This is a genomic window from Methylobacterium sp. E-016, from assembly GCF_022829745.1.
GTDB lineage: Bacteria > Pseudomonadota > Alphaproteobacteria > Rhizobiales > Beijerinckiaceae > Methylobacterium.
In genome coordinates this window covers 19,420-43,213 of the sequence record NZ_JAKSYF010000137.1, presented here as the reverse complement: position 1 = coordinate 43,213, position 23,794 = coordinate 19,420, and the positions used below count along the sequence as shown (strand labels likewise).

General features: G+C 69.6%; 28 protein-coding genes, 1 tRNA gene and 1 pseudogene. 15 read left to right on the top strand and 15 right to left on the bottom strand.

Features of this window, described 5'->3' with window-relative positions:
• The first annotated feature begins 192 nt into the window (after positions 1 to 192).
• On the top strand, positions 193 to 2,424 hold the full coding sequence (locus MKK68_RS19620; RefSeq protein WP_244032471.1) for a CHASE3 domain-containing protein: 2,232 nt from the start codon (positions 193 to 195) through the stop codon (positions 2,422 to 2,424).
• Positions 2,425 to 2,697: 273 nt separating this feature from the next.
• Here the strand turns inward: MKK68_RS19620 and MKK68_RS19615 are convergent.
• A pseudogene (locus tag MKK68_RS19615) lies at positions 2,698 to 3,041 on the bottom strand (DUF3140 domain-containing protein).
• A 245-nt stretch (positions 3,042 to 3,286) separates the two neighbouring features.
• Positions 3,287 to 4,405 (bottom strand): HWE histidine kinase domain-containing protein, encoded by a 1,119-nt coding sequence (locus tag MKK68_RS19610; protein ID WP_313899236.1) that lies wholly within the window; start codon positions 4,403 to 4,405, stop codon positions 3,287 to 3,289.
• Between the two features lie 393 nt (positions 4,406 to 4,798).
• Between MKK68_RS19610 and MKK68_RS19605 the strand changes: the two genes are divergently transcribed.
• A complete protein-coding gene (locus MKK68_RS19605) occupies positions 4,799 to 5,167 on the top strand; it encodes a hypothetical protein (protein WP_244032469.1) in 369 nt (122 codons plus the stop codon).
• Positions 5,167 to 5,427 carry a hypothetical protein gene (locus tag MKK68_RS19600; protein WP_244032467.1) on the top strand — a complete coding sequence of 87 codons (261 nt, stop codon included), beginning with the start codon at positions 5,167 to 5,169 and terminating at the stop codon, positions 5,425 to 5,427. Before MKK68_RS19605 ends, MKK68_RS19600 begins: the two co-directional genes overlap by 1 nt.
• A gap of 193 nt (positions 5,428 to 5,620) precedes the next feature.
• Here MKK68_RS19600 and MKK68_RS19595 read toward each other — a convergent pair whose 3' ends face one another.
• The 7 genes from MKK68_RS19595 to MKK68_RS19570 form a co-directional block, all read right to left on the bottom strand.
• Positions 5,621 to 5,968 (bottom strand): hypothetical protein, encoded by a 348-nt coding sequence (locus MKK68_RS19595; RefSeq protein WP_244032465.1) that lies wholly within the window; start codon positions 5,966 to 5,968, stop codon positions 5,621 to 5,623.
• Positions 5,968 to 6,189 carry a hypothetical protein gene (locus MKK68_RS19590; RefSeq protein WP_244032463.1) on the bottom strand — a complete coding sequence of 74 codons (222 nt, stop codon included), beginning with the start codon at positions 6,187 to 6,189 and terminating at the stop codon, positions 5,968 to 5,970. Before MKK68_RS19590 ends, MKK68_RS19595 begins: the two co-directional genes overlap by 1 nt.
• A 12-nt stretch (positions 6,190 to 6,201) precedes the next feature.
• The gene (locus MKK68_RS19585) at positions 6,202 to 7,800 is read right to left on the bottom strand and encodes an AAA family ATPase (RefSeq protein ID WP_244032461.1); all 1,599 of its coding nucleotides are present in this window, start codon (positions 7,798 to 7,800) and stop codon (positions 6,202 to 6,204) included.
• A 63-nt stretch (positions 7,801 to 7,863) separates the two neighbouring features.
• Positions 7,864 to 8,463, bottom strand: coding sequence for a hypothetical protein (locus MKK68_RS19580; protein WP_244032460.1), 600 nt, complete (start codon positions 8,461 to 8,463; stop codon positions 7,864 to 7,866).
• Positions 8,464 to 8,475: 12 nt separating this feature from the next.
• The gene (locus tag MKK68_RS29550; protein ID WP_279605424.1) at positions 8,476 to 8,601 is read right to left on the bottom strand and encodes a hypothetical protein; all 126 of its coding nucleotides are present in this window, start codon (positions 8,599 to 8,601) and stop codon (positions 8,476 to 8,478) included.
• A 2-nt stretch (positions 8,602 to 8,603) separates the two neighbouring features.
• Positions 8,604 to 8,891, bottom strand: a complete 288-nt coding sequence (locus MKK68_RS19575) for a hypothetical protein (protein ID WP_244032459.1) — start codon at positions 8,889 to 8,891, stop codon at positions 8,604 to 8,606.
• Between the two features lie 80 nt (positions 8,892 to 8,971).
• Complete coding sequence (locus MKK68_RS19570; protein WP_244032458.1) at positions 8,972 to 9,604, bottom strand: hypothetical protein; 633 nt, start codon at positions 9,602 to 9,604, stop codon at positions 8,972 to 8,974.
• An 823-nt stretch (positions 9,605 to 10,427) separates the two neighbouring features.
• On the opposite strand from MKK68_RS19570, the gene MKK68_RS19565 reads away from it, so the two are divergent.
• The 7 genes from MKK68_RS19565 to MKK68_RS19535 all read left to right on the top strand — a co-directional run bounded on the left by MKK68_RS19565 (position 10,428) and on the right by MKK68_RS19535 (position 13,838).
• Positions 10,428 to 10,826, top strand: coding sequence for a hypothetical protein (locus tag MKK68_RS19565; RefSeq protein ID WP_244032457.1), 399 nt, complete (start codon positions 10,428 to 10,430; stop codon positions 10,824 to 10,826).
• Positions 10,827 to 10,829: 3 nt separating this feature from the next.
• A complete protein-coding gene (locus tag MKK68_RS19560; RefSeq protein WP_244032456.1) occupies positions 10,830 to 11,414 on the top strand; it encodes a hypothetical protein in 585 nt (194 codons plus the stop codon).
• A 9-nt stretch (positions 11,415 to 11,423) separates the two neighbouring features.
• On the top strand, positions 11,424 to 11,705 hold the full coding sequence (locus tag MKK68_RS19555; RefSeq protein WP_244032455.1) for a hypothetical protein: 282 nt from the start codon (positions 11,424 to 11,426) through the stop codon (positions 11,703 to 11,705).
• A 126-nt stretch (positions 11,706 to 11,831) separates the two neighbouring features.
• On the top strand, positions 11,832 to 12,308 hold the full coding sequence (locus tag MKK68_RS19550) for a hypothetical protein (protein ID WP_244032453.1): 477 nt from the start codon (positions 11,832 to 11,834) through the stop codon (positions 12,306 to 12,308).
• Between the two features lies 1 nt (position 12,309).
• Complete coding sequence (locus MKK68_RS19545; protein WP_244032452.1) at positions 12,310 to 12,513, top strand: hypothetical protein; 204 nt, start codon at positions 12,310 to 12,312, stop codon at positions 12,511 to 12,513.
• Positions 12,510 to 12,953, top strand: a complete 444-nt coding sequence (locus MKK68_RS19540; RefSeq protein WP_244032449.1) for a hypothetical protein — start codon at positions 12,510 to 12,512, stop codon at positions 12,951 to 12,953. Before MKK68_RS19545 ends, MKK68_RS19540 begins: the two co-directional genes overlap by 4 nt.
• A 384-nt stretch (positions 12,954 to 13,337) precedes the next feature.
• A complete protein-coding gene (locus tag MKK68_RS19535; protein WP_244032448.1) occupies positions 13,338 to 13,838 on the top strand; it encodes an HNH endonuclease signature motif containing protein in 501 nt (166 codons plus the stop codon).
• A gap of 70 nt (positions 13,839 to 13,908) precedes the next feature.
• Here the strand turns inward: MKK68_RS19535 and MKK68_RS19530 are convergent.
• Positions 13,909 to 13,979 (bottom strand) — tRNA-Arg (locus tag MKK68_RS19530).
• A 154-nt stretch (positions 13,980 to 14,133) separates the two neighbouring features.
• The gene (locus MKK68_RS19525) at positions 14,134 to 14,559 is read right to left on the bottom strand and encodes a flagellar assembly protein FliX (protein ID WP_244032446.1); all 426 of its coding nucleotides are present in this window, start codon (positions 14,557 to 14,559) and stop codon (positions 14,134 to 14,136) included.
• Positions 14,560 to 14,797: 238 nt separating this feature from the next.
• On the opposite strand from MKK68_RS19525, the gene MKK68_RS19520 reads away from it, so the two are divergent.
• The 3 genes from MKK68_RS19520 to MKK68_RS19510 are packed head-to-tail and all read left to right on the top strand — an operon-like array spanning position 14,798 to position 16,807.
• Positions 14,798 to 15,928: a flagellar basal body P-ring protein FlgI gene (locus tag MKK68_RS19520; RefSeq protein ID WP_147725074.1), complete on the top strand. Its 1,131-nt coding sequence runs from the start codon at positions 14,798 to 14,800 to the stop codon at positions 15,926 to 15,928.
• Positions 15,929 to 15,963: 35 nt separating this feature from the next.
• The gene (locus MKK68_RS19515) at positions 15,964 to 16,344 is read left to right on the top strand and encodes a rod-binding protein (RefSeq protein WP_147725072.1); all 381 of its coding nucleotides are present in this window, start codon (positions 15,964 to 15,966) and stop codon (positions 16,342 to 16,344) included.
• On the top strand, positions 16,334 to 16,807 hold the full coding sequence (locus tag MKK68_RS19510; RefSeq protein WP_147725071.1) for a hypothetical protein: 474 nt from the start codon (positions 16,334 to 16,336) through the stop codon (positions 16,805 to 16,807). Before MKK68_RS19515 ends, MKK68_RS19510 begins: the two co-directional genes overlap by 11 nt.
• Positions 16,808 to 16,812: 5 nt before the next feature.
• Here MKK68_RS19510 and MKK68_RS19505 read toward each other — a convergent pair whose 3' ends face one another.
• The 4 genes from MKK68_RS19505 to MKK68_RS19490 all read right to left on the bottom strand — a co-directional run bounded on the left by MKK68_RS19505 (position 16,813) and on the right by MKK68_RS19490 (position 22,491).
• Positions 16,813 to 17,175 carry a porin gene (locus MKK68_RS19505; RefSeq protein WP_147725068.1) on the bottom strand — a complete coding sequence of 121 codons (363 nt, stop codon included), beginning with the start codon at positions 17,173 to 17,175 and terminating at the stop codon, positions 16,813 to 16,815.
• 161 nt (positions 17,176 to 17,336) lie between these two features.
• On the bottom strand, positions 17,337 to 19,154 hold the full coding sequence (locus MKK68_RS19500; RefSeq protein WP_244032444.1) for a hypothetical protein: 1,818 nt from the start codon (positions 19,152 to 19,154) through the stop codon (positions 17,337 to 17,339).
• A gap of 10 nt (positions 19,155 to 19,164) precedes the next feature.
• Positions 19,165 to 21,012, bottom strand: coding sequence for a flagellar hook-associated protein FlgK (gene flgK / locus MKK68_RS19495; RefSeq protein WP_244032442.1), 1,848 nt, complete (start codon positions 21,010 to 21,012; stop codon positions 19,165 to 19,167).
• 45 nt (positions 21,013 to 21,057) lie between these two features.
• Positions 21,058 to 22,491 carry a flagellar hook protein FlgE gene (locus tag MKK68_RS19490; RefSeq protein WP_244032441.1) on the bottom strand — a complete coding sequence of 478 codons (1,434 nt, stop codon included), beginning with the start codon at positions 22,489 to 22,491 and terminating at the stop codon, positions 21,058 to 21,060.
• A gap of 240 nt (positions 22,492 to 22,731) precedes the next feature.
• On the opposite strand from MKK68_RS19490, the gene MKK68_RS19485 reads away from it, so the two are divergent.
• Together MKK68_RS19485 and MKK68_RS19480 are read left to right on the top strand one after the other, a co-directional pair.
• Positions 22,732 to 23,199: a BLUF domain-containing protein gene (locus MKK68_RS19485; protein ID WP_147725060.1), complete on the top strand. Its 468-nt coding sequence runs from the start codon at positions 22,732 to 22,734 to the stop codon at positions 23,197 to 23,199.
• A gap of 121 nt (positions 23,200 to 23,320) precedes the next feature.
• Complete coding sequence (locus tag MKK68_RS19480; protein WP_147725058.1) at positions 23,321 to 23,773, top strand: response regulator; 453 nt, start codon at positions 23,321 to 23,323, stop codon at positions 23,771 to 23,773.
• Positions 23,774 to 23,794 lie beyond the last annotated feature (21 nt).

Below are 23,794 nucleotides of genomic sequence, written 5' to 3'. Positions count from 1 at the left end.
CTTGTGGCGTATCCCCGTTCGACCGCATCGGACTGAAAGATCCCGCGCGATCCGCAATTCCCTCGCAATCACGCGGCATTCGGTTACCCATCACTTCGACACGCCGCCGCGGTTCCCCGTTCCGGTGCATGGGCGGCTACTTCCTCGTCGCCTTCCCCCGGAGGCGGGGGCGCGTTCGGTGACGGACCTGACATGACCAAGCACCTCGTCGCCCGCGCCAACCTCCTCGTCTTCGCGGTGCTCCTCGGCATCCTCGCCCTGGTGGGAGGGGTGACCTGGGAAAGGCTCGGGGCCTCGCGCGAGGCAAGGGAGTGGTCGCAACACAGCTACCGCGTGCTCGCCGCGATGAAGGACCTCGCCATCGCCCTTCGCGACGCCGAGACCGGCCAGCGCGGATTCCTCCTCACCGGCAAGGACGACTACCTCACCCCCTACAACGAGGCCCGCGACCGCGTCGGCCTGCTGCAGGGCGAGCTCCAGAAACTCACCGCCGACAACCCGGCGCAGCAGACGCGCCTGCGCGATCTCTCGCCGGTGATCCAGCACAAGCTGGAGGAACTCGCGCAGACCGTCCACGCGCGCCGCGAGAACGGCCTCGACGCGGCGCTGCGCATCGTCAACACCGACGCCGGTCGCGCGTACACCAAGCAGGCCGAGGCGGGCCTGGAGGCCATGCTCGTCGAGGAGCAGGTCCTGCTGGACACGCGTCTGGCCCAGAACGACGCCCGGGCCGCCTGGGTGCGCGGCCTCGTGCTCGGCGGCGCCCTGCTCGCCGTCCTCATCCTGCTCGTCGCGGCCCGCCTCCTGAACCAGGCCTGGTCGCGCTCCCACAAGGTGGAGGCCGAGCAGCGCACCCTGGCCCTGCGGCTGCAAGTCTCCCTCGACAGCCTGAGCCAGGGCGTCGCCGTGTTCGGTCCCGACCGGGGGGTGACGAACTGGAACCACTGCTTCCAGGCGCTCCTCGACATCCCGAAGGCGATGCTGCGCCCCGGTACGCCCTACGCCGCCTTCGTCGAGCATACCGCCGAGGCCGGTCGCCCGGCGCTTGAGATGGAGGACCAGATCCGCCACGGTCGAAACGTCCCCGGCGAGCCGGTCGTCTACGAACGGGTCCGGGCCGACGAGCATCACCTTGAGCTGCGTCGCACGCCGATGCCGGACGGAGGCTTCGTGCTCACCGTGACCGACATGACCAAGCGCGCCCAGGCCGAGGGCGTCCTGCGCGAGGCGCAGAAGATGCAGGCCATCGGACAGTTGACCGGGGGAATCGCGCACGACTTCAACAACCTGCTTCAGGTCATCCTCGGCAACCTCGAATTCGTCCGCTCCAAGATCGGCGACGGGGACGCCAGGCTCCAGACCCGGATCGAGCGCGCGGCCTGGGCCGCCCAGCGCGGGGCGACGCTCACCGGCCAGCTCCTCGCCTTCGCCCGCAAGCAACCCCTGGCGCCCGCCGCCATCGACCTTGCCGCGACGATGCCGGACTTGGTCCCGCTTCTCAGGCGCACCCTGGGCGAGCACATCGAAGTGCGCTACGTCGAGAGCGCCGGCCTCTGGCCTGCGATGGCCGACCCGGCCCAGTTGGAGAGCGCGGTCCTGAACCTGGCCCTCAACGCCCGCGACGCCATGCCGGGCGGCGGTCGCCTCACCATCGAGATCGGCAACAAGGTCCTCGACGAACATTACGCCCGCGACCACGCCGAGGTGACGGCCGGCGACTACGCCATGCTGGCGGTGTCCGACACCGGCCACGGCATGACCCCCGATGTGATCAAGCGCGTGTTCGAGCCTTTTTTCACGACCAAGCCGGACGGCAAGGGGACGGGACTCGGGCTCGCGATGGTCTTCGGCTTCGTCAAGCAGTCGGGCGGCCACGTGAAGATTTACTCGGAGCCCGGGGAGGGCACGACGGTGAAGATCTACCTGCCGCGGGCGGTGGGCGCGGTCACGGTCGCGGGCCAGCGCTCGGCCGTCCCGGTCGAGTTGCCGCGCGGGAACGCCACCGTGCTGGTGGTGGAGGACGAGCCGGCCGTGCGCGAGATCGCCTGCGCGATCCTCTCCGATCTCGGCTACCGTATCCTTGAGGCCGCCGACGGCGATGAGGCGCTCCGCGTTTTCGGCGCCAATGCCGCCGGCATCGACCTTCTGCTCACCGACGTCGTCCTGCCCGGCAAGGTCCGGGGGCGGGAGCTCTCCGAACGGATCGTCGCGATCCGCCCCGACGTGAAGGTGCTTTACATGTCGGGCTACACCGAGAACTCCATCGTCCACCATGGCCGGCTCGACGACGGGGTGCGCCTCATCGGCAAGCCGTTCAAGCGCGAGCAGCTCGCGATCAAGGTCGCCGAGGCGCTCGGCCATGCAGTCCCGTCGGTCGCCGGGGATGGCAACGTGGTCTCACTGCGCCCGCGCAACGGTAGCTGACCGAGGCAGGCGGCCATAGGGTCAAGGTCACCGGTCCGGTTCGAGCATGATCGAGCCGTTGCATGACAGCCTTTGGGGGCAAGCCTTCACGGCCGACTCGAATTCATCGAGGGCGCGTTCGCCGGCCGAGCCGGCCCCCTTCCGACAAGGCATGCGATGTCGGCGAGACCTGGATCAAGGCGCCATCGTCGTCCGTCGAGTGCCGGCGGCAGCGCACGTGTTCCTCGCCGTACCCGGAGGGCGACGGGGGACGGGGGACGGGCCGTCCGGGCCTCAGGCGTCCTTCAGGGGATCATGGCCCCAGTTCATCAGCGATAGTCGCCAGGGCGAGTTCCTGACCTCGTCCTTGTCCTTCGGCCCACCCTGCTTGAGGTGCCGGTGCACGTAGCCGACCACCTTGCGCATGTGGCCATAGTCGTCGTCCGTGAGGTCGGCCTTCCTCTTGTGGAGCAACTCCACGATGCGCCGGCCCTCCTGGTGACCGGTCGCCTCGCCGCCGTCCTTCTTCTGGCCGACCGGCTCTCCTCGCCCGCGAGATGCTTCTCCAGCGCGGAAGCCGTCATGTTCACGACGTCCTTGAATTCCTTGTAGCTCGTCTCGTGATCGACGTTGGCCATGGGCCACTCCTGTTGCGCTATCCGGTTCGCGTCCGGGACGGACCCGCGATGCAGAGGTTTCACGGCCTCGCCGATGCGAGGTCATCCTGGGTGAACCTAGGACTTGGACTTGCCAGTGGTGGGTCCAAACGAGCCACGACTCCGGGTCGCTCTAGGTTGCCCGTATGCGGATCAAAGGGTCTACGGTCGGCGGCGACGTATCCTGGCGAATTGATCACCAGACCGCTTCCCACCTGCCCCTCTTCCTAGCAGCGTTCAAGAGGGAGCCGTACGTTCACCCGTAGACCGTCGGCTTCGAAATCGATGTCGACCTCGGCTTGCGTCTGCGCGACCAGGATCCTGTTGAGCAGCCGCGTGCCGAACCCCTCGCGGGTCGGCAGCATGGGCGGCGGCCCGTCGTGCTCATTCCAGACCCAGGCCAGGGACGGACCGTGCGTGCCATCCTCGACCGTCCACGTCACCGCCACCCGCCCGCCCGGATGCGCCAGTGCACCGTGTCGCAGCGCATTGGTGGTCAACTCGTGCAGGGCCATGCTGATCGGCACCGCCAGGTCCGAGGGAAGCCTCAGGGACGGCCCCTGCAACGCGATCCGACCGTTCTCGTTGTAGGGGTCGAGTTCGGCCCGGAGCAGCCCCTCGAAGGAGGCGACCTGTGCCTGGTCCTCGGTGATCAATGCGTGCGTCCGGGCGAGCGACACGATCCGTCCCGTGAAGGCTCGGGCAAACTCCGGCATCGTCACGGACGAGCGGATGGTCGCGTTCAGCACGGCCTGGACGGTCGCGAGGGTGTTTTTCACGCGGTGATGCAGCTCGCGCACCATCAGCGTCTGGCGATCCTCGAAGGCGCGCCGCTCGGTCACGTCGCGCTGGGCCGAGACCCAGTGCGTGATGTGCCCGCCTGCGTCGTGCACCGGCGTGATCAGCCATTCGACCATGTAGGTCGATCCGTCCTTGCGGTAGTTCAGCGCCTCGCCCTGGAATGCCTCCCCTATGGAAAGGGCCGCCCGCGTTTGGTCCAGGACGGTGCGTTCGGTCGCCGTTCCCTGCAGGAACCGTGGATTGCGCCCGACGACCTCCTGCGTCTCGTAACCAGTGAGACGCGTGAATGCGGGGTTCGCATAGACGATGCTCGGTCCGGGCTCGTCGAGATCGCCCGTGGTGATGAGGATTGCCTCCCCGGCCGCCTCGACGGCCGCCTTGAGGAGCCTCAGGTCGACGCCGTCCGGCTCCTTTTCGTCTCGACGCGACACCGGACCGTCTCCCCTGGGTACAACATGGCGCGGCGAGCTTGCGTCCAGGTGGCTGCGCCTTCGTAAAAACCCGTCGCTAGCACAACCGTGGACGGTCCCCGAGGGTGCCGTCACGGCGCTTGTGTCACGGGGGTAACCGCCACCGACATTCTGATGGCGTGCTTGATGGAGCGGAACCTCGGCGTCCGAAAGCAAATCGATGGGCCGGTCATCGGAGGCACGGCCACAAAGCCCAGAGCGGGACGCCCACGGCGAAGTCTCGGTTAAGTTCCGAAGCAATCGGAACACGGCGGTCACCGGGTAAGCCGTGACCTTTTCCGTGCCGTTTCTCGTGCCCTATCTGGGGAAGCCTGGTTCGGTGAAGGCTGTGCGCCCGCACCCAGGCGCCCGTGCGATCCGGTCGAGGCCTTCCGAATCGATCGGCTCGGCCCGCGTGATGCGCTCGACAGCGCGACATGGGCGAAATCCGCGAAGGTCTCCGTCCTCCATCGACGAAGGCCATGGCCCATGCGGGTCACCATCGTGACCGGCTCGATGGGCGGTACCCGTCGCGCACCCGACGTGTCCGGCGGCGTCGTGGCCAGCCGCTCGATGGTTTCCTTTGGCGATAGGTCGATCTCCTTCCGACGGAAGGAAGGTGGCCCAGGCTCCGCGTTCGAAGGAGCCCGAAGATCTTTCGCGCCAATCCATCGACCTCTATCCGGCGGCGTCGAATCCCGCCCTGCGATTGCCTCGGGCTACGCCGGCGTGCGCGCATCGGCGCATGCGTCCAGGCTTTCCACAGCCAATCCATTCGGGGACAAATCGGGGACAAATGCGTTTTTCACGCAGCCGAAAACCCTGTCAAAACAACAGGTTATGATGGGGGTTCGGTAGTGGCGGAGACGGAGGGATTCGAACGCTTGGGTAGGCTTGGGCGCGGATTGGAAGCGATATCTGGTTGCCTTTTACTTGTTCCACTGCATGCGCCCGCGGCTGCCATTAGGCCGTGCGTCGGCAAGTACGCCACGGGCGTCGACCTCGCCTCGGACAGCAAGGTCCCGCATCTGGTGCACATCGCCGCCTCGGCGATCATCCTCATGGACGCCGAGGCCGCGGGCACCCTGATCGACGACCGGTTCAAGATCGCCGGCTAAGAGGATGTCCTGCGCTAGGTCGCCGCCCTGAAGGCGGGGTGGGTCGCTGCAAAAGCGGCCTGACGGAATCCCCATCGCGCGAGGTTTGTCACGGCCCCCCCGAACGCGCGAGGTCTGTCACCGCCGCGCGCGGTTTGTCTCGGTCGGCATATTGTACCTTTTGACGTGGGGCCGACGGCGGACCCACGTGGGACTACCGCCAGTCCCACGCCCAGGCCCGCCCGTCCGGGGCGAAGCGCATGCCCCGGCACCCCGTGATCACGGTGCCGTCGTCGACGTAGCGGAACGCGTCGCTCGCGTAGGGGTCGAAACTGACCTCGCGCATGAGCCAAGGCACATGCTCGTGCGCCGGCACCCCCGTGGCCCAGGCGCACACCTCCCTCTGCCGCGTGCGCCGGATGCGCTCGATCGCGGAGAGCCTGACGACCAGCCGCACGTGCCCGAGCATCATCTCCGGCTCATGCAGGAGCACCCGGCCACCGATCCGCACCGACCACATCCGCTTGCGGGTGTGCCAGTAGACGTCGCACTCCCTCGGCATCAGAGCCCCCTCGGCAGCGCGATGGGCGCGACGCACAGGGTGACGGCCTCGGCCTCCAGCGCGAGGCTCAGGGCCGTGGCGGCGTCGAGGGATCCCTCCTCGACGAGAGCGATCAGGCGCGCGACGCGGAGGCCCATGGCGGAGGCGACGAGTCCGCACGTCCGGCGGGATGCCCAATATCCGCGGATGCGGTCGAGCACGATGGGGAGAGTGTCGGTCATGGCGCCCCTCCCTCAGTGCCGCGGCGCGAGATGATCGCGCGAGGAGATGACGGTCTCGACCAGCCTGCGGAGGGCGCGCACGCTGCCTCCCCGCCAGTGATGCCCCACGATGGCGAGCTCATCGCCCTCCAGGTCCGGCATCCAGGCCTCGTCCGACCCTCGCTCCGTCCGCAGGTCCGCCATGAGGGCCAGGGCCAAAGGCACGAGGTCCTCGGCCCGGGGATCCGGCATCGTCACGCGGAAGAATCGGTCCAGCAGCGCCGGGTGGACGCCGCGGACCGAGTTGGCGGTCGCCAGGAACGTCACGCCCGACAGGTCCGTCGCGCACTCCAGGTAGGGGTCGAGAAACGCGTTCGCCCCCTCGATCATCCCAAGCAGGCCGTCGGCCAGGCTGCCATTCGTCCTGCCCTCGCCCGCCTTCTCGACCTCGTCGAGGATGATGCAGACCGTGGCGGACTCCGCCCGGCGGATGGCCTGCAGCGGCACGCTCGCGCGCCCCGTCGACCACTGACGGCTGGTGCCCAGGAACGACGCGTCCGCGACGCCGGCGCATCCGTACACCGTGACGGCCAGGCCGAGGACTTCGGCCACCCGGCGCGCGAGCCTGGTCTTGCCAGACCCCGGGGATCCGACCAGCAGGATCGGCGGCAGCCGCACCCATGGGCGCCCGACGAGAGGCCCGAGGATGCGGTCGATCACCGATGCCGCATGGGGGAACTCGGACGTCAGGATCGACCTGGCGTCGGCGAGGTCCGGCACCGGCACGCATGGCAGGCGGACGCCGGCGATGGGGGACCATTCCGACCGCGGGGTGGATCCGGAGCCGGGCCGAGACCCGTCCTTCGCGCTCCCCGGCAGGTGCTGCACGCTCGCGAGCACGAGCAGGCTCCCGCCGATCCGGAGGTCCTCGATGGGCACGTCTTCGGGCTCGTCCGGATCCCAGCGCGTATCGTCCCTGACGCCGCCGAGGAGGCGCTCGCCCAAGGTCTCGCCGGCGTTGCGGGAGCGGTCCAGCGCCACCCAGAAACCGACGACCTCGGCCATGGCGGCGAGGTCGTCCCATGCCACCTGGCGTAGCTTCGCGCGGGCGATGCCGGGATCGAATGCGCCGCGGTCGATGAGCAGTGACAGGTATCTGAGCTCAGCCGCCGTCGTGAGCAGGAGCCTGCGTTCGGCGTCGTCCGTCACCGCGACGGCCTCGCTATCCGCCTCCGCGGACATCGTGACCGCCGATTCCCGGTCGCCGAGGAACGCGGCGCTCAGGCGGGCCCGCAGAGCGCAGTCCTGCATCGTGGCGCGGCGGTCCGGCGACAGGGCCCGGTCGACGCCGGCAACCTCGAACGCCGTCGCCAAGTTGACCGCGGCGGCGCGCATGTCCTTGTACTGTCCGACGGCTTTCAGGGCGCGCTTGACGAGCGTCGGATGGCCGCGGTCGCTCTGCTGCGCGAGGACCCAGGCCGTGAAATCCCCGGTCGCGATGTTCCACACCAGCGGCCAGCCGAGCATCAGCTGGCGTGACGTCGCGGGGATGAGCGTCTGCTGCGGGGGCGAGATGAGTTCGAGGCTGGCGAGCGCGGTCGCGCGCCGCCGCTGAAGGGCGTCGTCGGTCATGGAGAAGTCCCCGAAGGCCGCGTCCTAAACGCAAGCCGAGGCGACCTTCCTAGCAGGGACGGGTTAAGGACTTCTTCCCGCGGCGGCGTACGCCCTGGCCTTGGCGGCGGCGGCATCCTCCTGCACGTCGACGACCAGGCCGATCGCTTGCTTGGAGATCTCGTCGACGCGACGCGCCAGCAGATCTCGCCCCTCGGCCGACATGGGCCCCGGGCCGGCCTCGCCCACACCGTAGTCGGGGAGCATCTGATCCCACAGCGCCGCGACCGCGAGGAGCATGTGGCCCGTCGCCCTCGGGCACGGGGTGGCGATGGCGCGGCCGAGCATGGCCAGCAATGGCGCCGGCAGGCCGTGGGAGAGCACGCGGCCGCGCTGGACGCTGCGGACATTGAGCCCGCTCGCGGCAGCCAAGGGCCCGCTGTATTCGCTACCGAACAGGCGTTTCGCCACCCGCTCGACTTCCTCCTGCAGCGCCTCCGCGATGTCGGCCTGCCCGACGATGCGGCCGGCGACGATGGGCTGCCGGCCGTCGAAGGACAGCACCGGCAGCCCCGGGGGCGGCGCGCGCCCGGACAGGTCCGCGGTCGCACTCCCGCCGACGTACCCGACGGGCAGGCCGACGACGGCGGTGGTGGACGGCACTGGCCAGAGCGTGATGCGCATTTGGGATCCCTCTCAGGGGTTGGGGGCGGCGTGAAGATCCACGCTCAGGAAGCGGACCCGGGCGTCGTTGGCGGCGACCCAGATTTCGTATCGGGGCGCCCAGGGGCGCCCCGCGACCGTGATGGTGGTGAGCCGCATGGTCAGCGGCCCTTGTTCATGGCGTAGCGCTCGATGCGCAGGTCGCGGTCGAGATCGCGGAGCCTGTGCTCCATTTCGAGGACGCGCACGCGCTTGCGGTCCAGGGCGATGCCCAGGTCCTCCTGGCGCCGCCAGGAGGGGCCCTCGTCCGCGGCGGCCTCGCCGCTGGAGACGAAGCCGGCCTGTGCCTGGAGGAAGGAGCGGCGGGCGGTATCGACGCGCTCGCGCGCGACCAGGAGCGCGGCGCTCGTGGCGTCGATGTCCTTGATGATGGTCTCGATGGTCTGCATGGATTGAGCCCTGGTGGCACGCCCCGGAATTGGGGGTGCGCCCGCCCGCGGATGGGGCGGCGATGGGGTGAGCCCCAGGACTAGGCGGCTTCGCGCTCGGCGATGGTCTCCAGGATGTTGTCACGGACCGCGAGGTCGAGGGCCGTGCGGAGGGCGGCGTCCTCGTTGACGGCGAGATACCACTCGCTGCTGTCATCGCCGGCGACGTAGGCATCCACGTACTCGCGAGCGTCGGCGAGCGCGTCCTCGGCCTTCCAGGCGTCCCTGTCGTTGTCGTTCTCGTGCAACGCGGTGAGGACCTCTTCGAGGGCGCTGGCAAACGCCTCCTCATCGACCTGGAGGTCGTAGGTGGACTTCTGCGCATCGGTCCAGACCCAGGAGTAGCCGGGGCTGCTGGCGTCGCAGCCATGGGACTCGACGTGGCGATAGAGCCGCTCCGTGCACTCCGTGGCCTCGAACCCGTAGCGGTGGGCATGGGCGTGGGCGCGGTCCTCGTCGTCGTACGTGCCCACCGCCTCGCCGTCGTAGTTCACGACGAACATGCCGTCGTCCATCGGGGTGACGGTGGCGGGGCGGGTCTGACCCTGGGCATGCGCGTCGGCGATGGCCTGCTCGGCCGTGTGGCCGAGGCCGAAGATGCCGGTGCCGCTGTTGGCGGGCTCGGCGACGAAGTAGCGGACGGCGGTGGAGGTGGTGTCGATTTTGGAGGTCATGATCTGGCTCTCTGCTGTGCCACCGTCGCGAGCTATCCCGCTTCGGTAATGTCGTTGTAGCGCGACAATAGGCAGTTTGCAAGGGCCTGAAACGAGGAAAGCCCCGCCGGGGCGGGGCTTCCTGTGCCCGCTCGCAGGTAGCGGAGGTGGTGTGATCCACGGGTAGCCCGCACGCGAGGTGCGGATGTTCGCTAAGGACTACGCGACGGACCGGGAGCGGGTAGCCCGCACGCGGCGGTGCGGAGAGGGTGCGGAAGGCCAGGATTTCGTAGACGCAGGGTCTGCCCGCCCGCTTACGGGGCGGAGTGCGTCCACTGGCTTGAGTAGCCCGCTCACGGTGGAGCGGACACCCCCAAAGGTAGCACCAGCCCGCCCCCACGCAAGCGCGGCCGGGGCCCCGAGGTTAACGCGACCGCCTCGACGAATCGACGGTCGCAGGCAATCGTCGCCTCCGTGGTGCTCCCCGCCGCGGCCGCGGCCCGGGAGCCGGTCTTGCAGGGGGCCTTGTCCGGCATGAGGGGTCCGCGTGGCAGCGCGGGCCCCTTTCCTTTGGCGTTAACACCGGTGCGCGGCGCGGCTGGACGAATCCGGGGTGCGGGTCTTCGATCGCAAATGGCTCTGCATGATGCGCCCCGACGACGTGGGCGGTGCGGAGGTCCAACCGTCGAGCGGGATGGAGGCAGTCATGCTCTAGCGCATCCGACTTCCCAATCCCGGATCACCGGGAGGCTTTGGTTCAGAGGTCCCGTCCAGGTGGCGGGGCCCCTTCGGATTCCTGAGGGGGATAGAGATGATATCGCGTGGCGCTGATGGCCTCTTCGTCATGACGACCGAGATCGACGACCTGGCGGAGCGCATCGTGTGCTTGACGCCCGAGCAGGCCGAGGAACTGGAGCACACCGTCTCCAACCTGCGGGCGGAGCAGGCCCGCGTCAAGGAAGAGCGCATCGCCGGGCTCCGCGCCAAGGACGACTGGGAGTTGGCGGCCGAGATCTGCCAGATCGCCAAGCCCGATCCGGATGAGGTCCTCGGGATCCTGAAGGACGCGGGGTTCGTGCGCGGCGCCGACATGATGGACGTGCTGCGCGAGGCCTACCGCGCTGGGTTCAGCGACTCCGCCGAGGGCTGGAACTTCGAGAACCGAGGGGCGGAGGTCCTCACGCACCCCGTCTTCATGGACACGATGGAGCGTGTGATCGCTCGCATCGTGAAGGGTGCCTGATCCGTGGCGAAGAAGGACAGGTCCGCCATCGACGCCTGCGGCGCCGCGCTCGCGGTTGTGAACGACCGATTCCTGGTCGACCTCCGCGCGGCCGCCGGCGACCCCGCCCTGATAGCCAGGGCGCAGCGGCGGCACGACCTCGCTGCCCTCGTCGCGCTGCTGCGGTATCCGTATGGGCATGAGGAGTCCGACCGGTGCGAGGACGCGCTGCTGGACCGGATTCTTGGGATCGTGCGCCCGGCCGCGGAGGCGCCCCGCTACACGAGGGACCTGACGACCGCGAGGACGTTCGTGGCGGCCGCCCTGCCGGGGTTCTGGGTCTCCTCGGGCCTGTGCGACCTCACCGGGCACGCCAGCCTCGGCCCCGACTACAACGGCGCCCGGGGCGAGCGCCTGCACCGCGAGTGGCCGCTGGACGTCGAGGGATTCGTGGGGACATGGGACGAGGACCTCGCCCCCGGCGACGGCGTGCACCGCGAGTGCCGGGCCATCCTCACCTGCGCCTGCCGGGCGCTCGCCTACCAGCACGAGCGGCCGCCCCGCGCCCGCGCCGCTGACCTGCCGGCGGTCGTCAGCCCCTGCGCCTGAGAGGATCCCATGCAGCGCCGCACCGCCGATCTCCGCACCCGCCTGGACCGCCCCCGTCGGGACGGGTTCGACCTCTGGTTCCTGTTCGTCGGGCTCTTCGTCGCGACGGCCTTCGCCATCGGCATCGCCAGCCTCGTCACCCAGGCCTCGGACCCCTCATGGTCGCATGTGGGCGGCATCGCCGTCTGGACCGACCCCGCGACCGGCTGCCGGTACACGCAGTCCGAGGCTGGCATGCAGCCGCTCGTGGGCCCCGACGGTCGCCCCGACTGCCAGCGGCGGGCACCCTGATGGAGGCGCTGCTCGCACAGACGATGACCTGCTGCACGGCGGCATACGTGCATGCGTGGCACGGCCTGCTGACCTGGGCCCGGGCCGTCGATGAGATGATGGGGGGATCCCGTGGCTGAGAAGACCGTGACCGAGAAGATCGAGGATGCCCGGAAGGCTATCGCGCAGGCCGGCATGCTACTCACCCAGCACGCCGAGGGGCTCGCCATGCTGCAGATGGCAGCCATGACACCGGACCCGGCGTTGCTCACTGTCAGCCCGGGGCGTCCCGCCTACCTGCCGGACCGGGAACTCGGTCACTCCTACCGCAACGTCATCATGGCGACCGTCCGGTTCGCCGGCGAGTATGAGGCCTTCGATCAGATCGAGGAGTCCCGGTTTCCGTGCCGCGAGACGAAGGCCCTTCGTCGGGCCGTCGAGGAGTTTGTCGGTCCGGAGTGGGGAGCCCAGCCCCCGCACGCCTCCTGCCTCTCAGAGAGCGTCGAGGCCCGGTACGGCGTGAAGCCACGGCGGGTCGTCGCACAGGCCTGGCGGGACCACCTGGCGGCGCTGGCCATCCAAGCCCGGCCAAAGCTCAAGTGGGTCAAGGCAGGGGCGGCCTGACATGCGTTCCATCCCCGTCCGCATTACCTCGTTCGAGTCTGACGAGGCCGCCAACACCTGGTCCGTCACGTTCGACGTGATCGAGCCCGACCCCGGGGCGGCCGCCTACGCGCGCTGCGCCGAGGAATGCCGGGAGCGCGCCGCCGGCGAGCCCGAGTGCACCGACACCTGTCTGAGAGCGGACGCGGCGAGGAGGAAGGCGTGAGGGGGCCGCGCGAGTTCTGGTGGGCGTCCTACAAGGGCGAAGCACCGCAGGTGGTCGAGATCGGCCGCGTGGACGGCCAGATGGACTGGTGCTGCTTCACCGGCACGGACTGGAACCTGAGCGCCCCGCTCGACGACCTACGTCTGGTCGCGCCGGTGATCCCGCCCAGCATTGAGGGCGACGTCGCCGCCGTCACGGCCGAGCATCACCGGGATCTCGGCGTGGCCATGGCCACGGCCATGATGGCCTTCTTCCGGGCGTCCTTCGAAGGCGGCACGCCCCTCATCGCGCTGCGGGAATCCCACATGATCAGCGCCGACGTCCAAGTCGATGTCGAGCGCTGGTACGGCGCTTGGGACGCCAAGCACCGGGAGGGGATCGCCGCTATGCACCGGGCGATGGACCTGCTCCGCGAGGCGAAGGGCGAGGTGGCCGCCTAGCCCCGCCGGGCGCGACGGCGGGCCAGCGCGGCGTACCCGGCCGAGCCGGCGGCCCCGAGGGCGAGGAGCGCGACGGCGGTGGCGCCGAGGGCGTCCTGGAGGGTGAGCACGAACATGGAGGCCTCCGTTCCAGGAGGAAGACTCGCACCTCGCGGCCGGGCCGGCAACGAGGCGGACCGCGCAGGCCAACATGCAAAACGCAACCCGAAACGCGATCCGTGAATCGTTTTGCAGGTTCGGGTTGCCTCTGTGCGAATCGCCTCGCACCCGTACAATCCCAATCGAGCGCCTCTGGAGGGGCGCGCCTTCCGGTGTCCGGTGACGGACACGCCGGGTCCTAGGGCGTAGCCTGACGGCACTCCTCGCCACCAGCGAGGATGCCGCATGCCCATTTCCCAGGAAGCCATGGCCCGGTTCTGGGCCAAGGTCGACGTCCGCGGCCCCGACGATTGCTGGCCCTGGACGGCCGGGACCGACCGGGCCGGCTACGGCAAGCTCAAGGTCGACGGTCGCGACGTCGGTGCACACCGGATCTCCTGCGAGATCGCGGACGGTCCGATCCCCGCCGGCCTGTCCGTCCTGCATTCATGCGACAACCCGCCGTGCTGCAACCCAAGCCACCTGAAGCCCGGCACCGGCCGCCGGAACCTCGTCGAGGCGGTGGAGCGCGGACGCAGGCCGGAGAGCCTGAGGGGATCACATCCCCGGGCCAAGATCTCCGGTGAAGACGCAGCCGCGATCCGCTCGTCGAACCTGCCCGGCATCGTGCTCGCCAGGCAGTTCGGCGTGGCCAAGTCGACCATCACGTTCATCCGGCGCGGATCGTCGGAGGCCCTGAAGGAGCGCCGGCGAGCCCGTCGCGCCGAGGTGATGGCAGGGGCGTGATCTCGCCAAAACGATTGCTACGCGATTGCCACTGACGGATCCCAGCGCGGTCGCGGCGGCTGCTCTGCGCATCGGAACGGGGAAGGATCGAGGTCCGTCACCTGCCGCTTAGAAGGCGGCTGCTCTATCCAGCTGAGCTACGGAGTCAGGGGTGCCGACGACGGTATGAGCCATGGGTCCATCCTGCGGTCAACCCTGGGCGTCACCGGTTCGCAGGTCGCGCCGGAGCGAACGCGCCGTGCTGCGCCGCGGTCGTGTCGCGTCTTGCGCTCGACGCGAGCCCCGATGGTTTGCGTCAGACGCCGCGCGCGGCTTCGACCTTGGCCAGCTCGACGGCGGCGCGCAGCTCGATGTCGGCGATCAGGCCGTCGAGGCGGGGATCGCCGCAGGTCTCGGCGCGCTCGGAGAGGCGCCCGGCGATGACCAGCAGCTCTTGGGTGGCGACGCGGCCGGACAGGAGGGAGGCCTTCAGCCGGTCGAGCCCGTCGAGCAGGTCGTGACCGCGCCGCGCCGAACGGCGGCGGCGCTCGTGCGGGGTGTCCGGCTCGCCCTGCAGCATCAGCATCGCATCGAGGCCGGCGAGCGTGGTCGTCGCGCCCGTGCCGGCGGTGCGCTGGGCACCCGGCCCGGAGCCGACTTGGAAGCTCGGGCCGGACTCGGCCCTGCGCGTGCCTCCGACGGAGGTCGTCCCGAGAGGTCCCGGACGATTCTCGACACGCATCGCTTCGATCGCTCCCGACGGGCCGGAGGGGCCCGTGCCGAGTGTCGGTTCGACACGGTTAACGAGCGGTAAAAGCCCCGGCAGAAGCTGCCGGGTCGGCAGGGAACGCGCGGCTCACGATCGGTCCCGAAGGCGCCGCGTCCGAAGAGAGGCCAGCGTTTTCAGCGGGTTGCGCTTTTCGGCCGCCTGGCACGGCGCTGGCAGGAGAGTGCGGGTCCGCAACCCCGAAAAGCCCGGCATGCCCCAGCGCCACGCCCAGATCCGCGATCTCCTGCGCCTCGTCCTGGCGGCCGCCCTGCTCGTGCTCGGCGGCACGGCGGCGATGGCGCTGTCGCGGGTGAAGGACCTCGCGCAGATTGAGGGGGTCCGCGCCAACCAGCTCGTCGGCTACGGCATCGTCGTCGGCCTCAACGGCACCGGCGACACCCTGAACAACATCCCCTTCACCAAGCAGTCGCTGCAGGCGATGCTGGAGCGCCTCGGCGTCAACACCCGCGGCGCGACGATGCGCACGCAGAACCTCGCCGCGGTGATGGTGACGGCGAGCCTGCCGCCCTTCGCGGCGCAGGGCACCCGCATCGACGTGACCGTCTCGTCGCTCGGCGACGCGAAGTCGCTCCAGGGCGGCACCCTGCTGGTGACGCCGCTGCTCGGCGCCGACGGCGAGGTCTACGCGCTGGCGCAGGGCTCCGTCGCCATCGCCGGCTTCTCGGCGGAGGGCGATGCCGCCAAGATCACCCGCGGCGTGCCCACCAACGGGCGCATCGCCAACGGCGCCAACATCGAGCGCGAGATCGCGTTCAAGCTCACCGACGCCCGCTCGCTGCGGCTGTCGCTGCGCAACCCCGACTTCACCACCTCGAAGCGGATCGCCGCCGCGATCAACGACTTCATGGGCTCCGACACCGCCGAGCCGACCGACCCGGCCACGGTCACGATCCAGATCCCGGCCAAGTACAACGGCAACATGATCCGCCTGATCACCGAGATCGAGCAGCTCAAGGTCGAGCCGGACCAGACCGCCCGGGTGGTGGTCGACGAGCGCTCGGGGATCATCGTGATGGGCCGCGACGTGCGCGTCTCCACGGTGGCGATCGCCCAGGGCAACCTCACCGTCACGATCACCGAGCAGCCGCAGGTGAGCCAGCCGGCCCCGCTCTCGAACGGGCGCACCACGGTGGTGCCGCGCACCGGCGTGAAGGTCGACACCGGCGACGGTAACAAGCTCGCCCTGGTCAAGGAGGGCGTGACCCTGCGCGACCTCGTCGACGGCCTCAACGCCCTCGGCGTCGGCCCGCGCGACCTGATCTCGATCCTGCAGGCGATCAAGGCCGCGGGCGCGCTGCAGGCCGACATCGAGCTCATGTGATGCCCCCCTCCCCCAAGCTCCGGAGACACTAGACGATGCTACCGCTCGCAACCTTCGCGGTCTCCGCCGCCATCGGCGTCGGCAAGGCCATCACCGGCGCCGTGGCCGACACGACCTCGAAGACCGCTCAGGCCTCGACGGAGGCCGCCACGAAGAAGGCGCGCAAGACCGCGAACGACTTCGAGTCGATGTTCCTGGAATCGTCCCTCGACCGGCTGACCCAGTCGGAGGGGACCGACGGGCCCCTCGGCGAGAACGGCACCGGCGGCGGCGTCTACCGCTCGATGCTGACCAAGGAATATGCCGGCCAGATCATGAAGAGCGGCGGCGTCGGCATCGCCAACCAGGTGTTTTCCGAGATGATGAAGATGCAGGGCGGCGCCGGTGCCGGCGCGGGGGCGGCCCATGCCGCTTAATCCCGCCTTCCGCGTCTCCGACCGTGCCGGTGCCGACGCCCTCGTCGCCGAGGTGATGTCCACCATGCAGGCGCTGGAATCCGTGCTCGCCGCCGAGACCGGCCATGTCCGCGTCGGCCGCCTGCGCGAGGGTCTGGCCGAGGCGGAGGCCAAGGCGGCCCTGGCCGGCGCCTACCTTCAGGGGCTCGAGGTGGCCAAGGCCAACGCGGTCGCGCTGGCGCGCTTCGCGCCGGCGGGCGTCGAATTGCTGAAGGGCGCCCATCGTCGCTTCGCGCAGGCCGTCGAGGCCAACCAGGCGGTGCTCGGCACGGCGCGGACGGTCTCCGAGGGGCTGATCAAGTCGCTCGCCGCCGACCTCGGCCGCGCCAACACCCCGAGCGTCTACGGCCAGCCGTCGCGGGCGCCCTCCCCCTACGGCCGCGGCAACGCCAGCGGGCCGCTCTCGTTCTCACGCACGCTGTAGATCTCTCACGGCCGTCCGTTGCCGATCCGGACGAAGGTGCGGACCGGCCCGAGATCGGATTCGGTGCGGGTGTCGATCGCGAAGCGCCCCGCCGCCATCGGGGCGACGGCGACCTCGCGGCCGGCGCTCAGGTCGGCGCCGGCGCGGACGCGGCCCGACAGGCGCATGCAGGTCGCGCTGCCCGGTGCGCGCACGAAACCGCTGCCGTATCCCGGGCACGGCTGAGACGTCGCCTTGGGCGGCGCCTTCTCCCATTCGCGGGCCTCGCACGGCGACAGCCCGATCGCGGCGATCAGGATGACGCCGGCGATGCGATGCGATCGCCCGACGACGCCTTGCCCCGCCGCCGGCCTTCCCTGTTCACGCATCGCGGCCCCTGGGCGGTTCGATCGGCCCGCACGTCCCCCTGCCCGGCGCGTCGGGCCATGCGGGGGCGTGCGCGATCCGATGGCGGGCGGGTGCCCGCGCCATGCCGAAGCAGGATAGCCCGCCGGATCGACGACGATCAATCAGTCCCGCTGCGCCGGCGTCAGCTCATGTAGTTCACCAGCGACAGCTTCGAGAGCGACGAGGTGATCTGGTAGCTCGCCTGGAGCCGGTTCTGCATCTCCAGCAGCTTGGAGGCGACCTCCTCGATCGGCGCGCTCTCGACGCCGTCGACGGTGTTCTGCAGCGTCAGCCGCGTCGCCGCGTTCTGGGATTTCGCCGAGGTCAGGGTGCTGGCGGCCAGGCCGAAATCGACGGCGATCGATTCGAGGCTCGGATCGTCCGAGGCCTTGCCCAGGAGGGTGGAGGTCCGGCTCGTCAGGGCCGCGTACCGGCCTGTGACGGTGCTGCCGCTCGGATCGGCCATGCCGTCGACGGCGAGCGCGGCGAAGCCCGCGAGCGCCTTCTGGATCGGCACCTCGTTGGCGCGCGCGCCGACCGGGACGTCGAGATTGGCGCCGGCACGGACCGAGGCGGTGGCGCGCGGATCGGTGCTCGCGGCGTCGCCCTGGTACCAGATCACGGTGTCGGTCGAGGCGGCGTCCTTGTAGGTCGGCGTCGCGCCGGACGTATCGATGCGCTTCGGCGTCTGGCCGGAGGCGGTCGAGGCGGAGAAGAAGTCCTCCGCGGCGCGGGTGGTCGAGCTGGCCGAGAGCGGGCCGGCGGCGGCCGCCCCCAAAGCGGTGGTCAGCGCCGCCTTCATGTTGGCCGCGGTGGTTGCCGCGTCCGCGCCGATGGCGAAGGTGCCGGTCGTGGCCGTGGTGCCGCTCGCCGCCGCGGTGAGCGTCACGCTGGTCTTGGTGCCGTCGTGCAGCGCCAGCTCGATCGTGATGCTGTCGCCGACCTTGGGCTGGCCCGACAGGCCGATGTCGTAGGCCGCATAGGCGCCGCCGCCGAAGGTCGCGTTCAGGACCGGCGTGTTGCCGCTCTGGACGCTGGCGACGGTGCCGCCCTGCGTTGCGGCGAAAGCGTTCAGCCCGGCGGCGGCGGTCGCAGGCGATCCGAACAGGCCGAACGCGGTGGTCGAACCCGCCGGGACGGATGCGGACGCCGTGAGGTCGAAGGATTTCTGGCTGCCGTCGGCGAGATTGACCGTGACGCGGAAGCTCTCTCCGGCGACCGGCGCATGATCGAGCCCGGTCACCGTCGCGGGCGTGGCGGTGTTCGTCGCGGCGGCCGTGATCGCGCCGGTGGCGGTCGCCGAAACGAGGCGGAACCCGAAATTCGCGCGCGTCTCGCCGGTGGTGTCGGCTTGGTCCTCGGACAGCTGGAACGTGTTGCCGGCGCCGGTCGCGCCGAGCTGGAGCCGGCCGAGGCCGTCGGCTCCCAGGTCGGCCGCCTTCTGTTGCGCGACCAGGGTCGCGAGGCCGTCCTGCTTCGGCGTCGTCGTGCTGTCGCCGTTGAGGATGATGTCGGTCGACTTCACCGGCGCGGTGTCGGTGGTCCGGCCGCCGAACAGGTACTGGCCGGCCGAGCTCTGGCTCAGGGCGTCGATGGCGCCGTCGAGGTCGGCCCGGCCGAGCTGGGCGGTGACGGTGGTGCCGACGCCTTGCGGGTTCGTGGCGATGCCGCGGCGCAGGTCGCTCGTCAGCGTCGTGATCTGCTGCAGGCTGGTGGAGGCCAGCTGGACCCGCGTCTGCGCGGCGTCGATCCCGGCATCGTAGCCGTCGAGCGCGCTCAGCGTGGCGCGCGCCGTGAGGCTGCTGCTCCGCCCCGCGCCGAGGCCGCCATAGGTCTCCGCCGTGCGCCCGGTGGAGAGCTGCGTCGTCAGGGCGTCGAGCTGGCTCTTCATCGCGAGGAGCTGCGAGGTCGACCGTGTCGTCAGGTAGCTGCCGGCGGCGAAGGGGCTGATCGTCGTCATGGGCTGTCCCTCAGATCCGCAGGAGGGTGTCGAGCATGTCGCGGGCGGCGGTGAGCACCCGGGCGTTCGCGGCATAGGCGGTCTGCAGGGCGATGAGGTTCGACATCTCCTCGTCCACGCTGACGCCGGCCGACTTCGCGAACCGGCCCTGAGCGGTCGAGAGCGCGACGCTCTGGCCCGAATCGAGGCTGGATGCGTTGGCGGCCGCCGCTCCCTGCGCGGCGATGATGTCCTGCGCGAAGCTGGTCACGCTGGTCGCGTAGGGCGCGGCGACCCCGCCGATCCCGCTCGACGACGAGAAGGTCTGCTGCGCGGTGGTCAGCGCGTCGTAGGCGAACTGCGCCCGCGTGGCGCTCGACCCGGTGTTCGCCGGTCCCGGCGCCGTCAGCGCCGCGGTGTTGGCGCCGAGGGCCGGGTTGACGGTGATGCGCTGCGCGAAGCCGGTGAGCTGCGAGCCGGCATCGAACGACCCGGTGAACAGGCCCTTGCCCGATCCGTCGACGAACAGCGCGATCTGCGGGTAGGCGGTGGAGAAGTCGGTCGCGCTCGTCGGCGCGGTCTTCGTCGCCGTGGCGGCCACCACGCTGAGGCCGCCGCTGCCCGACACCGTGACGGTCGCGCCGCTGGCGGTCGCGGACAGCGCCGAGCCATAGCCGCCGCCGAGCTTGCCCAGCGCAAGCTGGACGCCGGTGAGGCCTTTTGTGATGTCGAAGGTCTGCGCTAGCGCTGTCCCGTCGTCGGTCAGGCTCGGGTCGACCGACGTCGAGTCGCCCTTCGACGCGATCAGGATGACGTTGCGCATCGACCCGTTCGCGGCCTTCACCGTGAGGGTCAGCGTGTTGCCGGGCTGCATCCCAGTGAGGTCGATCGCCGTGCCCGCCCCGCTGGCGGTGCTGGTCGTGCTGGTGTCGGTGAGCGCGCTCGCCATCCCGGAGGCGAGGTCGTCGAGCTGGCGCTGCACCTGCGGCAGCGTCGTGTCGCGCAGCTCGAGGTTGGCGGCGATCGATCCGGAGCGCAGCACGCCCGGCTCGCCGAGGTCGATCTTGCCGCCGCCGGGCGTCGTCGCCGTAATGGTGCCGACGCTGCGCTTCGATGGATCGGTCGAATAGGCCGCGTTGGGCCCGAGGGTGGTGCGGCCGTCGAAGCTGAGCGTCGCCGCCGTGCCGCCGGCGACGAGGTTCACGCCGGAGCTGGTCGAGATCGAGACGGTGCCGTCGCGCTGGTCGGCGGTCTGGATGTCGAGGTAGCCGGACAGCTCGGTGATCTTCTGGTCGCGCTGGTCCTGCAGGTCGGCCAGGGTGGAATCGTCCGTGGTCGATTGGATCTTCACGTTGAGGGTGGCGATGCCGCTCAGCAGCGTGCTGGCGCTGGCGGTCTGGGTGCCGAGGCTCGCCTCGATGCCGCTGCGCAGGGCCTGGACGCTCGTCGCGATGCCGTTGATGCTGCCGGCGAGGCCCGAGGCGGCGTTGAGCACCGTCGTGCGGGCGGCGGCCGAGGTCGGGTTCGCGGCCAAGGTCTGAAGCGAGCCGGTGAAGGTGTTGACCAAACCGTCGAGCGCGGTCGCGCTGCCCGGCGTGCCGAACAGCGTGTCGACCTGCCCCGCGATGTCGGCCCTGGTGCTGGTATAGGCGGAGCCGGCGGTCTCGAGGCGGAGCTGCTTCAGGGCGGCGGCGTCGAAGCTGCGCGTGATCGTCCCGGTCGACACGCCGGAATTGCCGACGCCGGACGAGATTGTGGTGATCGTCCGCTTGACGTAGCCGGCGGTGCTCGCGTTGGCGACGTTCTGCGAGACCAGACCGATGGCGGTCTGCGTCGCCTTGAGGCCGGCGGTGGCCGTCTGGAGGGCGTTCAGAGCCATGGCGCCGGAGGTCCTCTCTCACTGCCGCGTGCGGATGACATGACCTCAGCGGATGATGTTGAGCAGGTCCGACATCATCGTCTGCGCGGTCGACATCACCTTCGTGTTGGCCGAGTACGCCTGTTGGGTAACGATCATCTTTGAAAATTCGCTTGCAATGTCCGTGTTCGACGATTCGACGCTGGCGCCCACGATCGTGGACCCGTCGAGGCCCGCCAGCGGCACGCCTGAATCGAGCGTCTGCGCGTAGGTTCCGTTCGACAGCGGCTTGAGCCCGTCCGGATTGATGAAGCGCGCGATGCCGACCGAGGCGAGCTTCACCGAGGAGCCGTTCGAGAAGGCGCCCATGATGCTGCCGTCGGTCCCGACCGAGACGGAGTTCAGGGTTCCGGCTGCGTACCCGTCCTGCGTCAGGGCGTTCGTGGTCACCGCGCCGGACGCGGCGGCGTACTGGGTCAGCGTGGTCTTGTCGAAGGCGATGTTGATGCTGCCGAGATTGGTCCCGTTCACCGTCATGTCGGTGATCGTCGCGTCGCCGCCGGAGGGCTGGATCAGCTGTCCGCTGCTGTCGAAGGTAAAGCCGCTGCCCGCGTTGGTCCAGGCGCTCTTGGTTTGGTCGGCCGAGCTGTCGGCGGCGTAGAACAGGTTCCAGATCGCCGGCTGGGCCGCGGTCGCCGGCGTCGTGGTCGCATCCGCGAGTTTGGCGTCCTGGATCTTCGCCCAGCGGGTGGTGACCTGAACCGGTGCGCCGGTCGTGGTGTAGCCGGTCAGCGACGGGCCGGCGATGCTGCTGTTGACGAACGCGGGAGCGTTTCCGGCGCTGACCTGCTTGTTCGCCGTGGCGGTGCCGTCGGTCGCGGTGACGAGCGCGCTGGTGTCCGGGAGCCCGTTGGCGTCCTCCGGCGTGTAGAGCGCGGATCCGCCGGCCTTGGACGCGTTGGTCGTGGCCGGCGTCGCCGGCAGGTTCGCGCCGTAGGTGATCGTGGTGGTCGGCTTCGCCGCCAGTGTCTGGTTGGCGATCTTGATCGGGCCGGAACTCGAGACCTGGCCCGTCACCGCATCGTAGTTCTGGCCCTGCAGGTAGCTCCCGGCGCCGTTGACGAGGAAGCCGTCCTTGTCCGGGGCGAAGTCGCCGCGCCGGGTATAGACCGGCGTGCCGGAGAAGGCGGCCTGCCCGTTGGCGTCCCCGGTCTTGGCCTGGACGGTGAAGAACCCGTCGCCGTTGACCGCCATGTTGGTCGCGACGGTCGACGAGGCGATGTTGCCCTGGAGGCTGTTGGTCAGCTGCGACTGGGCCAGCACCGTGCCGGCGACCTCATGCTTCGGCGTCTGCTCGGCGAGCAGGTCGACGAAGCTCGTTTCGATGCGCTTGTACCCGGTGGTCTGCGAGTTCGCGATGTTCCCGGAGATGTTGTCGATGGCGTAGGACTGGGCCTTCAGGCCCGAGACCGCCGTCTGCAACGCGGTGAAGATGTCCATGGCGCGCCGTCTTTCCCGGGTCGGCGACGCGCATGTGGCGGTCGCCTGATCGGGAATCGGCGCGCAACCGCCGTGCCAGGCCCAAGCCTTTGATATCGTTGAGGCGCTGTCGCCGAACCCGGCAGAAACCCGCCGTTCCGGTCCGGCGACCCGGCAGCTTCTGCCGGCAACGGCAGCGTTTACCGGCCCTTATCGTTGGCGCGGTAGAACCCGACGTCGTCCGCGGGACTCGGGACCCACATGCGTGCCAAGCGAACGAGCCTCGTCCACCTGATCTACTTCTCGCGCCTGACCCTGTCGTCGGACGTGCAGGTCCGCACCGGCCAGGTCGGCGAGATCACCCGGCACGCGCAGAAGAAGAACGAGTTCTCGGTGATCACCAGCTTCCTGCTGGTGGAGCAGAACTTCGCCGCGCAGGTGATCGAGGGCGAGCGCACCTCGGTGCACGAGACCTTCAACCGCATCTTCGCCGACGACCGCCACCGCGACGTGCAGATCTGCGAATGGCGCGAGATCACCAAGCGCGAGTTCGTCAATTCCTGCCGCAGCAGCATCCGCTCGTCGACGACCGACCCGCACTTCGCCAAGGCGAACCTGCTGCCGATGTTCCAGCGCGGCACGCCCAAGGCGAGCTCGATCCACGCGCTGGCGCTCGCGCTTCAGGCCGAGGAGATGTCCAAGCAGGGCATCGACCACCTCTTCATCTAAGGCGGGTCATTTCATTCCGGTGCAATCTCCGGGATGGAAGAGAGCAGTTTTTTCATCCCTTTCACCCAATCTCGCGATCGGACCTTGAACCCACGGCCCGCTCCATGCCGCAGACGATGTCATGACCGAGACGCCACCGATCCTCATCATTGACGACCAGGAAAAGCTCCTCCGCCTCATCGTGATGCTGATGAATCGCATCGGCTTCCCGGATGTCGAGGGCGTGACCGACGGCGTCGTGGCGCTGGAGCGGCTGCGCGAGCGGAAATACGCCCTCGTCATCTCCGACCTCGACATGGAGCCGATGGACGGCATCAGCCTGCTGCGCGAGATCCGCGCCGACGACGCGCTGATGAACACACCCTTCATCCTGACCGAGACGTCGTTCAACTTCGAGGACATCAACGTCGCCCACCAGGCCGGGGCCGACGCCTTCATCCTCAAGCCGTTCGACATGGCGGTGCTGAAGACCAAGCTGAAGCAGGTCCTCAACCGCAAGCCGCGCAAGCGCGAGGCGCCGATGGCCTCGGAATCGACGCTCAGCGTCGATTTCCCGATGCTGGGCAAGTACTGATCCCGCGCCGGCGGCCGATCC